Annotated in this window: 14 protein-coding genes; 3 read left to right on the forward strand and 11 right to left on the reverse strand. The window is 62.9% G+C overall.

Annotation, left to right across the window (positions count from 1 at the left end; all coding sequences use genetic code 11):
* Nucleotides 1–511: 511 nt before the first annotated feature.
* Together tyrS and ATN37_RS04240 are read right to left on the reverse strand one after the other, a co-directional pair.
* A complete protein-coding gene (tyrS, locus tag ATN37_RS04235) occupies nt 512–1789 on the reverse strand; it encodes a tyrosine--tRNA ligase (RefSeq protein ID WP_218694812.1) in 1278 nt (425 codons plus the stop codon).
* A 19-nt stretch (nt 1790–1808) separates the two neighbouring features.
* On the reverse strand, nt 1809–2417 hold the full coding sequence (locus ATN37_RS04240) for a DNA-3-methyladenine glycosylase (protein ID WP_198035646.1): 609 nt from the start codon (nt 2415–2417) through the stop codon (nt 1809–1811).
* 86 nt (nt 2418–2503) lie between these two features.
* Between ATN37_RS04240 and ATN37_RS04245 the strand changes: the two genes are divergently transcribed.
* The 3 genes from ATN37_RS04245 to ATN37_RS04255 are packed head-to-tail and all read left to right on the forward strand — an operon-like array spanning nt 2504 to nt 4604.
* Nucleotides 2504–3238, forward strand: a complete 735-nt coding sequence (locus ATN37_RS04245; RefSeq protein WP_054781543.1) for an ABC transporter ATP-binding protein — start codon at nt 2504–2506, stop codon at nt 3236–3238.
* Nucleotides 3235–3990: an ABC transporter permease gene (locus ATN37_RS04250; RefSeq protein WP_003944033.1), complete on the forward strand. Its 756-nt coding sequence runs from the start codon at nt 3235–3237 to the stop codon at nt 3988–3990. Before ATN37_RS04245 ends, ATN37_RS04250 begins: the two co-directional genes overlap by 4 nt.
* Nucleotides 3987–4604, forward strand: coding sequence for a TetR family transcriptional regulator (locus ATN37_RS04255; protein WP_003944108.1), 618 nt, complete (start codon nt 3987–3989; stop codon nt 4602–4604). The genes ATN37_RS04250 and ATN37_RS04255 overlap by 4 nt, the downstream gene beginning before the upstream one ends.
* On the opposite strand, the gene ATN37_RS04260 is transcribed toward ATN37_RS04255, so the two are convergent.
* From ATN37_RS04260 to argJ, 9 genes are all read right to left on the reverse strand, one after another.
* A complete protein-coding gene (locus ATN37_RS04260; RefSeq protein ID WP_003944045.1) occupies nt 4601–4807 on the reverse strand; it encodes a Trm112 family protein in 207 nt (68 codons plus the stop codon). The genes ATN37_RS04255 and ATN37_RS04260 overlap by 4 nt on opposite strands.
* Nucleotides 4808–4846: 39 nt before the next feature.
* Entirely contained in the window at nt 4847–7828 is a 2982-nt protein-coding gene (locus ATN37_RS04265) for an acyl-CoA synthetase (protein ID WP_007736206.1), read from the reverse strand.
* A gap of 170 nt (nt 7829–7998) precedes the next feature.
* Nucleotides 7999–9441 carry an argininosuccinate lyase gene (gene argH / locus ATN37_RS04270; RefSeq protein ID WP_063316067.1) on the reverse strand — a complete coding sequence of 481 codons (1443 nt, stop codon included), beginning with the start codon at nt 9439–9441 and terminating at the stop codon, nt 7999–8001.
* A gap of 3 nt (nt 9442–9444) precedes the next feature.
* On the reverse strand, nt 9445–10644 hold the full coding sequence (locus ATN37_RS04275) for an argininosuccinate synthase (RefSeq protein ID WP_007736221.1): 1200 nt from the start codon (nt 10642–10644) through the stop codon (nt 9445–9447).
* Nucleotides 10645–10691: 47 nt separating this feature from the next.
* Complete coding sequence (locus tag ATN37_RS04280) at nt 10692–11171, reverse strand: arginine repressor (protein WP_007736224.1); 480 nt, start codon at nt 11169–11171, stop codon at nt 10692–10694.
* Complete coding sequence (argF, locus tag ATN37_RS04285; RefSeq protein ID WP_021334039.1) at nt 11168–12118, reverse strand: ornithine carbamoyltransferase; 951 nt, start codon at nt 12116–12118, stop codon at nt 11168–11170. The genes ATN37_RS04280 and argF overlap by 4 nt, the downstream gene beginning before the upstream one ends.
* Nucleotides 12115–13314 (reverse strand): acetylornithine transaminase, encoded by a 1200-nt coding sequence (locus tag ATN37_RS04290; RefSeq protein ID WP_007736227.1) that lies wholly within the window; start codon nt 13312–13314, stop codon nt 12115–12117. The genes argF and ATN37_RS04290 overlap by 4 nt, the downstream gene beginning before the upstream one ends.
* Nucleotides 13311–14234, reverse strand: a complete 924-nt coding sequence (gene argB / locus ATN37_RS04295; protein ID WP_007736229.1) for an acetylglutamate kinase — start codon at nt 14232–14234, stop codon at nt 13311–13313. Before argB ends, ATN37_RS04290 begins: the two co-directional genes overlap by 4 nt.
* The gene (gene argJ, locus ATN37_RS04300) at nt 14231–15469 is read right to left on the reverse strand and encodes a bifunctional glutamate N-acetyltransferase/amino-acid acetyltransferase ArgJ (protein WP_050656537.1); all 1239 of its coding nucleotides are present in this window, start codon (nt 15467–15469) and stop codon (nt 14231–14233) included. The genes argB and argJ overlap by 4 nt, the downstream gene beginning before the upstream one ends.
* Between the last annotated feature and the right edge of the window lie 7 nt (nt 15470–15476).

Raw genomic sequence — 15476 nt, forward strand, 5'->3', positions numbered from 1 at the left:
CACTAGCAAAAAAACTCAACTAGCAAAAAATGTGTCGGCAACCATTCAGACGGAAGAATGAACAATCACCGACGAAAAATACTCACACCACACACAAACCAACCAAACCCCAAGAGGCGGTTGATTATTCGCGGATGTGAAGTACCAAAAAAATTTTGGCACTGACATTCATCGACACACTGTTGAGTTCTCAAAGAACACGCACACACCTTCACTTCAACCAGGTTGAAAGCTCCGGGGCAAGGGTTACAATCTTAGCTTGTTCGCTCCAGGGAAGCAAGTTCCCGCTGAGCGTGATTGTCTCCGACTTCGTCCAACCGCGTTTCCCCGGCCTGTCGGTCGGGGTTGGTGTCCGTGTCGCTCTGACTTGGACAAAGTTACGCGAATGAAAACTGAGCGTCAAACGTGCAGGTCGCAGATGTTCGACAGGTTAAATCCGCTGGTAGCCCGCCCGGAGGCGGGCCACCAGCGGCCACAGGAGCCCCGCTAGACAACTGTGACCCCACACACGTCAGTTCGGAAGGATTCTCACGCCGGCGAAGTTGCGCTTTCCGCGCCGGACGACCAACCAGCGGCCGTGAAGCAGATCGGATGCGGTGGGTTCCCAGTCGTCGGCCGACACCTTCTGGTTGTTCACCGAAGCACCGCCCTCTTTCACGGCGCGTCGAGCGGCCCCCTTGCTCTCGCACAAGCCGCTCGTCACGAGCAGATCGATGATCGTGCGCGGCTCCCCCGGCGCCAATTCGCTGACCGATGCTTCTTTCAACGCCGCGGCTAGCGTCGACTCGTCGAGTTCCGCCAGCTCCGCCTTGCCGAACAACGCCTGACTGGCGAGCTCGACAGCACGGGTGTTGTGTTCCCCGTGAACCAAGGTCGTCATCTCCGCGGCAAGTCGCTTCTGCGCTTCTCGCGCATGCGGCCGCTCCGCTGTTGCAGTCTCCAGCTCCGCGAGTTCGTCCGCAGTCAGGAAGGTGAACCAGCGCAGGTACTTGATCACGTCGGCGTCGCCAGTGTTCACGAAGTACTGGTACCAGGCGTACGGGCTGGTCATCTCGGGGTCGAGCCACAAACTTCCGCCACCGGTCGACTTTCCGAACTTTTTGCCATCGGCCGAGGTCACCAGCGGAACCGTCATTGCATGAACGCTCTCACCGTCGACACGACGGTTGAGTTCGACGCCGGCAATGATGTTGCCCCACTGATCGGACCCGCCGACCTGCAGAGTGCAGCCGAGGTCGCGTCGCAAGTGCAGGTAGTCGTTGGCCTGGAGCAGCATGTAGCTGAACTCGGTGTACGACATCCCGTCCGACTCGAGACGACGCTTCACGGTGTCACGCGCAAGCATGACGTTCACGGAGAAGTGTTTGCCGACATCACGCAGGAAGTCGATGGCCGACATCTTGCCGGTCCAGTTCATGTTGTTCTCGATGACCGCGCTCGTCGGCGAATCGTCGAAATCCACGAATCGTTCGAGCTGACCACGGATGCGACCTGCCCAGTCCGCGACGGTATCGGCGGAGTTCATCGTCCGTTCCCCGACGTCACGGGGGTCTCCGATCAGGCCCGTTGCACCGCCGGCAAGAACGATCGGGCGGTTGCCGGCGCGCTGAAACCGCTTGAGCGCGAGGAGCGGAACCAGGTGACCTGCGTGCAGGCTCGGTCCTGTCGGGTCGAAGCCCGCATACAACGTGACCGGTCCGGCCTCGAGATCTTTACGCAAAGCGTCGAGATCGGTTGATTGGGCGATCAGCCCGCGCCAGGTCAGTTCGTCGAGAATATTCTCAGTCACGGACTCGATCATCCCATCTTCACGAAATGACCGGCGCTCGCGGGCTTCGGCGATACGCGGACACCGCCGGGGAGTCCGGAATCCAGAGGCGCCACGGGACCTCCGCCGCGGTGCTGACACCCACCCGCGGTCCGCTCACCCATTCCTTCGACTCCCCCAATTCGAGCCGAATCCGCGACGCCGGGTCGAACACGTCTGTTCCGTTGTCCCCCAGCGTGATTGCGGCGGAAGCGCCGAGATTACCCGGCCCTCTGGCCCATTGGTGAGACGGCCGGTCCGGCGATCTCCTTGCGGACACCACATCGTGGCCGGCTTCGATTTCGGCGGCTCGGAGCAGAACACCGCCCGCGACACCATCCGGGCCGTACGAGATGTTCATGCAAAAGTGCATTCCGTAGCTGCGGTAGACGTACAGACGCCCCGCCCGCCCGAACATCACGCTGTTTCGCGGCGTTTGCCCCCGATACGAATGCGCTGCCGGATCCGGCCAGGGCCCGTCCTTCTCCCCGCCGTAAGCCTCCACCTCGACAATTCTCAGAGCGACCTCGTCGACGATCAGGGTCGAGCCGAGAACCGCCAAGCCCGCTTCCAACGGGTTTTTCACATTTACCAAGGTCTCGATACTCACCCTTCGATTGTGCCCACACCGTTGACTCGCCGGTCGGCCGAGTCACATAATTCAACAAGTGATGAATTATTGAAACGAGGCGAACCGTGACCACAACGCCGGCAATAGACATTCGCGGACTCCGAGTCATTCGCGGCAAACACGAAGTACTCCACTCGCTTGACCTGCAGGTTTCGGCGGGATCGATCACCGGACTGCTCGGACCCTCCGGTTGCGGCAAGACAACCCTCATGCGCGCGATAGTCGGAACGCAGATCGTCGAAAGTGGTGAGGTCAGAGTCCTGGGAGATCGCGCCGGGTCCGTTGCCCTTCGCCGTCGGATCGGGTACGTCACCCAATCCCCCAGTGTGTACGGCGACCTGACGGTCACGCGAAATGTTCAGTATTTTGGCGCTCTGTACGGAAAATCCGGCGCAGACGTCGCAGCAGCGGTCGACGCCGTCGGATTGAGCCGATACGCCGACCAGACCGCCGCCGATCTGTCTGGTGGTCAACGCGGGCGAGTCTCGCTGGCTTGCGCGTTGGTGGCGTCACCTGATGTGTTGATCCTCGACGAACCGACCGTCGGCCTCGATCCGGTGCTTCGTGTCGAACTGTGGGAACGATTTGCCGACCTTGCTCGCAGCGGAACCACCCTGGTGGTCTCCAGCCACGTTATGGATGAGGCCGACCACTGCGCTGAGCTGATCCTGATGCGAGACGGGCATCTCCTCGCTCAACTCACACCCGATGAATTGCGCGCCAAAACCAGATGTGAACGCCTAGAGGACGCCTTTCTCGAGCTGATTCGGACTTCACCCGTCGGAGGCGAAATATCATGAGCATCAGGATCTTCGGTGCTACGACCGTCCGCATTCTGCTTCAGCTCCGCCAGGACCATCGCACGGTGGCCATGATCTTGTTGGTCCCGTCGTTGTTGATGATTTTGCTGTATTTCCTCTACCAAGACGTACCCACGCCACCCGGCCAGGTTTCGCTCTTCCAACGAGTGGCGATCACGATGTTGGGAATCTTGCCGTTTGTGGTGATGTTCCTGGTCACGTCCATCGCCATGCAGCGCGAACGCAGTTCAGGAACCCTCGAACGCCTGCTCACCACACCGATGGGCAAACTCGACCTTCTCGCCGGATACGGGGCGGCATTTTCGCTCTCCGCCGCCGCCCAGGCAGCCCTCGCGTGCGCGGTTGCTTTCGGATTCCTCGGACTCACCATCGCCGGCAGTCTTGCCTGGGTCATCGTCATTGCAGTTCTCGGCGCAATACTGGGCGTTGCGCTAGGCCTGTTGGCCAGCGCATTCGCGAAGACCGAGTTCCAAGCGGTGCAATTCATGCCGGTAGTTGTGGTTCCACAGCTCTTCCTCTGCGGACTCCTGGTACCGCGCGACCAATTGCCGACCTGGCTCGAATGGATCAGCAACGTCCTCCCCTTGAGCTACGCCGTCGACGCACTTCAGCAAGTGTCAATGCATGCCGACGCGACGGGTCAGATGTGGCGTGATCTCGCCGTCATGGCGGGCTTCGCCGCCGCCGCGCTATCGCTGGCCGCGGCCACACTCGATCGCCGCACTCCATGACCGACAAGGACACGAGTCCGGTACCGATTCGTTCGGGGCGACGACCGGGCAAGTCGGAGACTCGCGCGCAGATCCTCGATTCGGCGCGACGGGCGTTCTCCCAGAACGGTTTTCGACGAACAACTGTTCGATCGATAGCTGCGGCCGCTGACGTCGATCCGGCCATGATTCATCATCATTTCGGAAGCAAGGAGCAGTTGTTCACCGCTGCGATCGCGCTACCGATCGATCCAGTCCAGGTATTGGGACCGGTTCACTCCTCTCCGACCGAAAATCTCGGCGAAAATCTACTCAGAGCAGTAATCGGGCTGTGGGAATCAGAACACCAGCCGGCGATTCTGGCGGCTTTTCGATCAGCCATTTCCGGCGACGGATCGCAGCTGATCCAGAGCTTTCTGCTCGATGTCGTATTGCGCGACATCATTCCGCGGGTGGACACACCACCTGGTACCGGCTTGATCAGAGCGGAATTGGTGGCCTCTCAGATGGCCGGACTGCTTGTCACGCGATATGTGCTCGGACTCGAACCACTCGCATCATTGAGCGTTGACGCTTTGGTACCGCTGGTGGCTCCGAACCTCCAGCGGTACCTGACCGGTGAATTACCGATCTAGCCTTCAGCCCGCGCGAGCAACTTCTCGTGCTCGTCGTCCGCTACATCGCGTGCCTCGTCGATCAACAGAACGGGAATGCCGTTCTCGATCGGGTAGGCACGCCGCAGGCGCGGGTTGTAGAGCAACTCGTCCCCGACCAGCAGCAGCGGGCCTTTGTCCTGGGGGCAGGCCAAAATGCTGAGCAACGTCGAATCAATAGCCACGTGTGTCCTCTCGAACCGATCAAACAGAATGCCCTCAGGCTACCGTGCTCCGGTGCTCACCCTCGTCGGCATCAACTGCGCGGCAATTGCCTTGGTCAGCCGCTTGTACGACTGCGACTCGGAATCGAGGAACCAGGTCCGTGGCCCCGGCGCCGGCAATCCGGCCGCAGCCAACGCAGTGGAGCTCGGACGGTACGACGAACCCACCGGGATCTCGTCAACCACGTGCACGATATCCGGACGAGCGTCGAAAGCGATGCGCGAGAGGGCCTCTGCAAGCTCGGCAGAACGGAACTGCCGCCCCGGACGCCATGTCACGGCAGCGACCGCGAGCTGATGCGGCGCGTCACCGACTCCGTATGCGACGGCAAGATCCACCCGCGCCACACTCGACAACGCGTCGACGATCGGCTGGGTGAAGACGGGACCGCGGACCGTGGAAATGACCGTGTTCTTGTGGTCGATCAGCCAGTAGTCGCCGTCGGCGTCCCGGCGGAAGAGATTTTCGGTGGGAATCCACGAATCGCCGGCTTGGAAGAGACCTCGCATGGCTCCGCCCGAGAGATCGGCGGTGAATCCCGCGCGCCCGAGCAGCAATCCGACCTCGTCTTCGGCGCACTCACGGACAAATCCGTTTCCGTTCTCGAGGAGCCGACCACTCAGCGGGTCGTATGCCGCCAACCGCACCTGCGCGCTACCCGGCAGTGGGCGCCCCTTGGAACCAACTTTGGAGCCTGCAACATTGGCAAGAATCACGTCGCCTTCGGTCGACGCATAGAACTCGAGTACCTGCGCGGGGTCGAACGCCTCCGTTGTCCGCTTCCACAGACCATGGGGCATGCCCGAACCGATGAACAGGCGGACCGGATGACTACCGTCGATGAGAAGAAGATCCTCGTCGAGTATCTCGCGCATCATCGACCACGTGTAACTCACGACCGTCACGCCGTAGCGGTGGATTTCCTCGACGAACCTCGCGGGGTTCAGTCCACGTGAGAGCGCAATGCGTGAGCCACCGGCCATGGCACCACCGATGGTCGCGAGCAGACTCGACGAATGATGGAGTGGTGCAAGGCAGTACACGGTGTCACCGCGATCGAGATCTGCCGCCGTGGCCGTGCCGAAGGCCGACAGTGCCCACCGGTAGTTGGTGATCTGCTTGGCCTCGAGCACACCGCCGGATTCCGCAAAGATGATGAAGGCGAGTTCGCGGGCGACACCGGGATCCGGTCGGTACCACCCGGGCAGATTGACCTTCGTCGGATCGATTTGTTCGAGATCGATCACGTCGTGTGACGGATCCACCTCGAGGCCACGGGCATCGCCGCCGCCGAGCACCAGTACCGGCCGACCGGTAACCACTGCAGCATCGACGTTTTCCGGATCGGTGATGATCCGATCGACCGACCCCAGCTTGACCGCCGCCGTGATGTCGGAGCCTGGCGGAAGCATGACCGCGACGGCACCAAGTCGCGACAGGGCCGCGATGGCCGCGAGTGCGCTGGGGCGGGTCTCCATCAGGACACCGACATGCGCTGCCGGACGCACTCCCACGGAGATCAATCCACGCACGACATTGTCGATACGCGCGTTGACCGCTTCATACGTGTGCACGCGATTGTCGAAGAGGAAGCACTCGCCGTTCGGCGCCTTTCGACGCTGCTCCGCCAGCAACTGGCTCAGCGAGATCTTGGTGTGCGGCTGAATCTGGTTGAGTCGAGCCAGACGTGGCAACGCTCGTGCCGCTTCTCCCGACAATTCGAAAGTGCCGCGCAACGCACCGGCGGCAAGGTCACTGATTCCCTTGGTGACTCCTGCACCTACTTCAGCGACCGAGGCGACGGTGTGGATGATCCGATTGCTGATCGACACACCGGTCTGGTCTTCGAGGTCGGCGCCGTAGACCATGTTCGCGATACGGTCCGGGAGGGGTCCACCCGTCTCGGTCCACTGTACGAATTCACCGGTGGTCGGCCAGGTGTGATTGGCCGCGGTGGAACCGACAACCAAACCGAAATGGCCTGCACGCAAGGTAGATTCGTAGACCTTCGCCCGCGGAGCGGCTTGACTGATGCCTCGAACCGCTTGCGGCTGGCCGATGTCGTCGACCTCACCGACGAATGCCAGGATGGGGCAGGTGATCTCGGCGAGCGAGACCAATTGATCCTTGATGACGAACCCACCGGTCATCATTCGGTTGTGCACGATGAACTGCTTGAGCAGTTCGGCTACCGCGGGCCCCGACCACGCGACCCAACCCTCGGTCGCGAGGAAGCGGCGTTGCTGCTCCCGCGGAAGCAACGCCTCACGGTCGTGCAGTTGAAGCAGAAAGTCGACGCGCATCTTCAGCGTCTTCACGGGATCGAGCAACTGGAACCCGGTACGGGCCATCCACCCGGTGACCGCCAGGCGATTGAAGACGTGATCGGCGAGGAAATCTGCACCCTTGGTTGCCAATCCCGCCGGGATGCCGAAGGGTAGCGCGGCGAGTGTGTCGACCGGACTGCCGAAGGTGATGACGCTGGCGATGTTTCGACTACGCCGATACGCGGCAGCCTGATAGGCGAACATGCCACCCTGCGAATAACCGGAGATGTGAACATCTTTTCCGGTGTGACGGTGGATGTGATCGACGATGTCGCTGAGAGCGATGATGTGATCGGCGAGGTTACGATCCCAACCGCCCTCTTCGGAGTCGGGCGAACCGAAATCGACGACCCAGGGATCAAGGCCCATCTCGTGCAGAATTCCCACAGCGCCCTGGTCACGGGTCACGTCGTACACGTTCGCCGACATCATCATCGGCGGGATCAGCAAGATCGGTGCGCCGACGGTTTCCGGGTCACTGTCCGGGAAGTAGCGCCGTAGCCGATACATCGCTGCGCGTTCGACGATCTCGAACGGCGACGTGGTCGCATCCGTTTCCAGCCCACCCAACCGGACGACCTCGAGGCCGTTTTGTGCTGTCGCAACCACCCGACGAATCGGGCCCAGCACAGACTTGGAATTCAATCCCACCATTTCACTCCCAAGTTACTCACCATGTGACGTCAGTCTCATTTTTCCCGCGCGCGACAAGCCTACTGACGACGAATACGCGTACGCGGTCAGGGAGCAAATTCTGCTACCTGACCGCGTACGACCGAAGGACTACTGCCGAAAAGAGAGCGACAACACTCGTGACCGCGAGGTCACAGGGTCCATTCCCGCAGTGACTGCGCCACTGCTTTGACTCCGTCCAGCTGCTCGGCAACCCGCACCCCCGCAGTGCCGCCTCGCGCGTTGCGCGAAGCAATGGAACCCTCGACTGTCAGCACCTCACGAACAGCGGGTGTCAGCGCGCTGTCGACGCCGGCCAGCTCCTCGTCCGTGAGATCTTCGAGTCCGACCCCTCGTGCTTCGGCGACACGCACACACGCTCCGGCAGCCTCGTGGGCAACCCGGAACGGCACGCCCTGACGCACCATCCACTCCGCGATGTCGGTGGCCAACGTGAACCCTGCCGGAGCTAGTTCCGCCATGCGCTCGGTGTGGAACTCGAGCGTCTGCACCAGACCGGTGATGGCCGGGAGCAGCATCTCGAGCTGCGCAACCGAGTCGAAAACCGGTTCCTTGTCCTCTTGCAGATCGCGGTTGTACGCCAGCGGCTGAGCCTTGAGCGTCGCCAACAATCCGGTCAGGTTGCCGATCAAACGACCCGACTTACCGCGCGTCAGTTCCGAGACATCCGGATTCTTCTTCTGCGGCATGATCGACGATCCCGTCGACCATGCGTCGGCAAGCGTGATGTAGCCGAACTCCGGTGTGCTCCAGATGATGATCTCTTCCGCCATACGGGAGAGATCGACACCGATCATCGCAAGCACGAACGCTGCCTCGGCCGCAAAATCACGCGAAGCCGTTGCGTCGATCGAGTTCTCGGCCGAGCTGTCGAACTTCAATTCCGCTGCAATGGCTTCGGGGTCGAGACCGAGCGAGGAACCGGCCAGTGCACCGGAACCGTACGGGGACACCGCAGCTCGCACGTCGAAGTCGCGAAGGCGCTGCACGTCCCGCAACAGTGGATGTGCGTGAGCGAGCAGGTGATGCGCCAACAGGACCGGCTGAGCCGCCTGCAGGTGCGTCTTGCCCGGCATCACGGCATCCGGATGCGCCCCGGCCTGAGTCGCCAAAGCATCGACCACGTCGAGAACTCCGGTGGAGATGCGGCGGACCGCATCGCGAAGCCACATGCGGAACAGCGTGGCCACCTGGTCGTTTCGTGAACGTCCAGCACGCAGGCGTCCACCGACCTCAGGCCCGACACGCTCGATCAGACCACGCTCGAGTGCGCCGTGTACGTCCTCGTCCGAATCACTGGGCCCGAAGGCGCCACTGGCGACATCTGCCGCCAGACGGTCGAGACCGTCGAGCATTGTCACGAGATCGGCTTCGCTGAGCAGACCGGCCTTGTTCAGCACACGCGCATGCGCCTGCGACGCCCGCACGTCGTACGGAGCGAGGACCCAGTCGAAGTGAGTCGACTTGCTCAGCGCCGCCATGGCAGCGGCCGGTCCGGACTCGAACCGCCCGCCCCACAGCGCACCTTCGTTGGTGCCGTGTTTTTGAGCGTCTCCGTCACCGCGAGCCGTCATGGCTCAGAGTCCCAGATCGCGCTTCGCGGCGACCTTCGACGACAGACCGTGGATCTCGACGAAGCCCTTCGATGCGGACTGGTCGAAGCTGTCGCCCTCGTCGTACGTCGCGAGGTTGAAGTCGTAGAGCGACTCCGGGCTGCGACGACCGTTGACGGTGATGGCTCCACCGTGCAGGAAGAGACGGATGTCGCCGGTAACGCGTTCCTGCGTCTTGTTGACGAACGTGTCCAGTGCGTCCTTGAGGGGCGAGAACCAGAGGCCGTCGTAGACCAGCTCGGACCAACGCTGCTCCATCTGACGCTTGTAGCGACCGAGTTCGCGTTCGAGGGTGACGTGCTCGAGTTCCTGGTGTGCGGTGATGAGAACCATCGCGCCGGGAGCTTCGTAGATCTCACGGCTCTTGATGCCCACGAGACGGTCCTCGACGACGTCGAGACGGCCGACGCCCTGAGCGCCTGCGCGCTTGTTCAGTTCCTGAATGGCTTCGAGAACCGACACCGGGCGGCCGTCGATGGCGACCGGGCGGCCCTTGTCGAAGCTGATGATGAGCTCGTCGGGTGCGTTCCAGTTGACCGTCGGGTCCTGGGTGTAGTCGTAGACGTCCTTCGTCGGCGCGTTCCACAGATCCTCGAGGAATCCGGTCTCGACGGCGCGGCCCCAGACGTTCTGGTCGATCGAGAACGGCGACTTCTTGGAGACGTTGATCGGGATGTTGTTCTCTTCGGCGAAGGCGATGGCCTTCTCGCGGGTCCAGGCGTAGTCGCGGACCGGTGCGATGACCTGCAGGTCGGGTGCGAGGGCGCCGAATCCGACCTCGAAGCGAACCTGGTCGTTGCCCTTACCGGTGCAACCGTGCGAGACGATGGTGCCGCCGTGCGAGCGTGCAGCTTCGACGATGTGCTTGACGATCAGCGGACGGCTGATGGCCGAGACGAGCGGGTAGCGGTCCATGTACAGGGCGTTGGCCGCGATGGTCGGCAGGCAGTATTCGTCCGCGAACTCGTCGCGGGCGTCGACGACAACGGATTCGACTGCGCCGCAGTCGATCGCGCGCTGACGCACGACCTCCATGTCCTCGCCACCCTGCCCCAGATCGATGGCGACGGCGACAACTTCAGCGCCCGTCTCCTTACCGATCCAACTGATGGCAACAGAAGTGTCCAGCCCGCCCGAGTAGGCGAGTACGACGCGATCGGCCATGGTTTTTGTGCTCCTTCGGTTGAAAATCTCTATCAAAGAATAAGGGGTCAGGCGAGCGATTCGATCATGGCCGCGAGTTCCGCTCCGGAAAGCGGTTCCCGGGCCACCACGAAGATGGTGTCATCTCCGGCGATCGTGCCCACGATGTCCGGCATCGAGGACCGATCCAGTGCGCTCGCGAGGTAGTGCGCGGCTCCCGGCGGTGTCCGGAGGATCGCCATGTTGCCGCTGAAATCGGTGGAGACCAACAACTCACCCAACAGCCGTGAGAGGCGGTCGGTACCGCCGGCCACACCGCGTACCGGGTTCCCGTCCTCCGGCACCACGTAAACACCGGCGCCGCCGTCGGCGGCACGCAGTTTCACCGCTCCCAGCTCTTCGAGGTCACGCGAGAGCGTCGCCTGCGTTGCTTCGATGCCCTCGGCACCGAGCAAGGCCGCCAGCTCCGTCTGACTTCGGACAGGGTGAGCCGCCAGAAGCGCGATGATGCGCGACTGGCGACCAGCCCGAGTGGGAGCGACGCTCACGCCGGGTCCAGTTGGGTTCGCTGTTCCAGCAGCCACACGAGCAATGCCTTCTGGGCGTGCAGACGGTTCTCCGCCTCGTCCCAGACAACACTCTGCGGCCCGTCGAGAACCTCGTCGGTGACTTCTTCGCCGCGATGCGCGGGCAGGCAGTGCAGGACGACGGCCTTCGGATCTGCCTTTGCGAGCAGCTCCTTGTTGATCTGGAACGGACGGAAAGGTCCGACCCGATCGAGTCCGTCGTTCTCCTGACCCATCGAGGTCCAGGTGTCGGTGACCAACGCGTCGGCGCCGACGACGCCGGCCTGTGGGTCCTGCGTCAGGGTGATGGTCGCGCCGGTTTCCTCGGCGCGTTTGCGTGCTGCTGCCACGACCCAGTCCGCCGGTTCGAAGCCGGCGGGGCTTGCGATGGTGACGTCTATGCCTGCGGTCACTCCGCCGAGCATCAGCGAGTGAGCCATGTTGTTGGCGCCGTCGCCCAGGTAGGTCAGCTTCAGCCCCTTGAGCTCACCCTTCTGTTCGATCAGCGTTTGCAGATCGGCCAGAACCTGACAGGGATGAAATTCGTCGGACAATGCATTGACGATGGGAATCGTTGCGCCCGTAGCCATTTGCTCCAGGCGCTTCTGGCCGAACGTGCGCCACACGACGGCGTCGACGTAGCGGGAGAGAACGCGTCCGGTGTCCGCCAAGGTCTCTTCACGACCGAGTTGAGTGCTGCGCCCGTCGACGACGACAGCGTGACCGCCCATCTGTGCGATGCCCATCTCGAACGAGAAACGTGTACGCGTCGAGTTCTTCTCGAAGATGACACCGACTCCGCGGGGACCCTCGAGCGGACGCCGAGCGAACGGGTCCTTCTTGAGAATCGCTGCGAGTTCGAGAACTTCGGCCTGCTGCGCAGGAGTCAGATCGTCGTCCCTGAGAAAGTGTTTCACCACGGTAGTCACTTCTCCCCCGGCTGGTCAGCCGATAGTGCACTGTCGAAGATGGCAGGTAGTGCTGCCACGAAGGTTTCGGCCTGCTCGTCCGTGAGGATGAGCGGCGGCGCCAACCGGATCACTCCGGGTTGCGCTGCATTCACAAGGTACCCGGCTTCGCGCGCTGCGTTTTCCACTGCCGGCGCGACGTCCTCGGTCAGCACGACACCCAGCAACAGTCCTGATCCCCGTACGTAGTCGACCAACGGATGGCCCAGATCTTCGATGCCCGCCGAGATCGATTTGCCCAAGCTGTCGGCGCGTGAGATCAGGTCTTCCGCTGCAATGGTTTTCAGCACGGCAAGCGCCGCCGCAGCGCACACCGGATTGCCACCGAACGTCGTACCGTGCTTGCCCGGTCCGAACAACTCTGCCGTTGCCCCGGTCGCGATGCAGGCGCCGATCGGCATTCCGCCGCCGAGTCCCTTCGCAAGAGTGATGACGTCCGGCACGATGCCGACTGCCTGATGTGCGTAGAACCAGCCGGTCCGGCCGATGCCGGTCTGCACTTCGTCGAGTACGAGCAGCGCACCACGTTCGGCGGTGATCCGCCGAGCCTCGACGAGGTATCCCTCGGGTGGCACCACGACGCCGCCCTCACCCATGATCGGTTCGAGGAACACAGCGGCGGTGTCGGAATCGACGGCCTGCTCGAGTGCCTCGACGTCGCCGTACGGCACGAACTCGACACCGGCGGGCATCGGTTCGAACGGCGCCCGCTTGGCCGGCTGACCCGTCAGAGCGAGTGCCCCCATCGTGCGACCGTGGAAGGAGCCTTCGGCTGCGATGATCTTCTTCCGGCCGGTGGCGCGAGCGAGCTTGAAGGCAGCCTCGTTCGCCTCGGTACCGGAGTTGCAGAAGAACGCGCGCCCGGTGACGTTGCCGAGATGAGCGAGCAGCTGCTCCGCCAACTCGACGACCGGCTCGCTGGCGTACAGGTTGGACACGTGGCCGAGTGTCGACAGCTGAGTAGTCACGGCTTCGACGACGGCCGGATGTCCGTGTCCGAGAATGTTGACGGCGATTCCGGCCAGGAAGTCGACGTACTGCTTGCCGTCGGCGTCGGTGAGTACGGCGCCGTCACCGCGGACGAGAGCAACCCGGGGTACGCCGTAATTGTTCATCAGCGAAGCGGACCACCGCTGCTGCAGATCGATCGTGCTCATGAGATAGCTCCCTGCTGGGGACCGGCGACCGAGGAACCCGGCACGACCATCGTGCCGATTCCTTCACCGGTGAAAAGTTCGAGTAGGACTGAATGTTCGAGCCGACCGTCGATCACGTGCGCCGACGGCACACCTCCGCGCACCGCGCGAAGGCAGGCCTCCATCTTGGGCACCATGCCGGCATCGAGACTCGGCAACAACTGAGCAAGGGCGTCGGTGTCGATCTCGGTGGCCAGCGAGGCTCGGTCCGGCCAATCGGTGTACAGGCCCTCGACGTCGGTGAGGACAACGAGCTTCTCGGCACCGATCGCCTCGGCCAGTGCGGCAGCAGCGGTATCGGCGTTGATGTTGTGGACGACACCGTCGGCGTCGGGTGCGATGGTCGAGACCACCGGAATACGTCCTGCTGCAATGAGATCGAGTACCGCGTCCGGGTTCACGGTAGTGACGTCTCCGACCAGGCCGATGTCGGTCTGCTCTCCCTCGACCGCAACAGTGCGTCGAGTAGCGGTGAACAAGTGCGCATCCTCACCGGAGATACCGACCGCGTAGGGACCGTGCGCGTTGATCAGCCCGACGAGTTCACGGCCCACCTGACCGAAGAGCACCATCCGGACGACGTCCATCACCTCGGGCGTCGTGACCCGGAAACCACCGCGGAACTCACCCTTCATGCCAAGGCGTGCCAGCATCGCGTTGATCTGCGGGCCGCCGCCGTGCACGACGACGGGGTGGATGCCGACAGTCCGCAGGAACGCCATGTCCGCGGCGAAGGCGGTCTTGAGTGTCTCGTCGATCATGGCGTTTCCGCCGTACTTGACCACGACCACCTTGTCTCGGAATCGCTGCAGCCACGGCAGCGCGTCGGCGAGGACATGCGCCTTCTGATGCTCGCTGATCACGGGATACGTCTCGGTCATGACGAGTACGCCGAGTTCTCTTCGACGTACGCGTGCGAGAGGTCCGTGGTGCGAATGCTCACGGACTCGTTGCCGATTCCCAGGTCGATGTCGAGTTCGATGTCGATCCCGCTCAGGTCCACCTCACGCGCTCCCGGAGCGCCGACGCCGTCGATGCAGACGGGACTCCCGTTGAAGGACACACTGATTCGATCGGGATCGAGCTCGATGGGAGCGATACCCACTGCGGCGAGAACGCGACCCCAATTGGGATCGGAACCGAAAAGCGCTGTCTTGACCAGGCTGTCGCGGGCGATGGTCCGGGCGCCGATCAACGCATCGGACTCGGACGCCGCGCCGCGAACCGTCACCTTGACCCGCTTGGTGACACCCTCGGCGTCTGCCATCAACTGATCCGCGAGATCATCACACACGGCCAGCACTGCGGCGTTCAGTTCGTCCTGCGTCGGCGTGACACCGCTGGCGCCGGAGGCCAACAGGAGCACTGTGTCGTTGGTGGACGTGGCGCCGTCGACGTCGAGGCGATCGAAGCTCAGGTGGGTGGCGGCGCGCAGAGCGGTATCGAGCTGATCCGCCGTTGCGACAGCATCGGTCGTGACGACGCACAGCATGGTGGCCAGCGCAGGCGCGAGCATGCCTGCGCCCTTGGCCATTCCGCCGACGTTCCATTTGTTCGCGTGGTGCAGCGACGCCTGCTTCGGCACGGTATCGGTGGTCATGATCGCGTATGCCGCGTCGGTGCCGCCGGAGATTCCGCCGGCCAGTTCGTGCACCACCTCGGTGACACCGGGGATCAGCTTGTCCATGGGCAAGCGGTCACCGATAAGTCCGGTCGAACAGACAGCGACCTCGATCGCGCCCGTCTCGGTGCCCCAATTACTCAGTGCCGAAGCAACTTCCTCGGCAGTCTTGTGTGCATCCTGGAATCCACCCGCGCCCGTGCAGGCGTTCGCGCCGCCCGAGTTGAGCACCACCGCGCGCAGCTTGCCCGTCGTCAGGACCTGCTGAGACCAGAGCACCGGAGCTGCCTTGACCTTGTTCAGGGTGAAGACGCCGGCAGCGGCCAGATCAGGTCCCTCGTTGAGCACCAATGCGAGGTCCGACTTGCCACTCTTCTTGATACCGGCAGCAATTCCGGCACCGCGGAATCCGGCAGGTGCGGTGACGCCCTGCGTGCGGAGCAGACGTCCCCCGGCGACGTGAACCACGTCTGCAACGGTCGCGTCAGGCTCGATTGCGTTG

It is taken from the genome of Rhodococcus sp. MH15, from assembly GCF_019266045.1.
Lineage (GTDB): Bacteria > Actinomycetota > Actinomycetes > Mycobacteriales > Mycobacteriaceae > Rhodococcus_F > Rhodococcus_F qingshengii.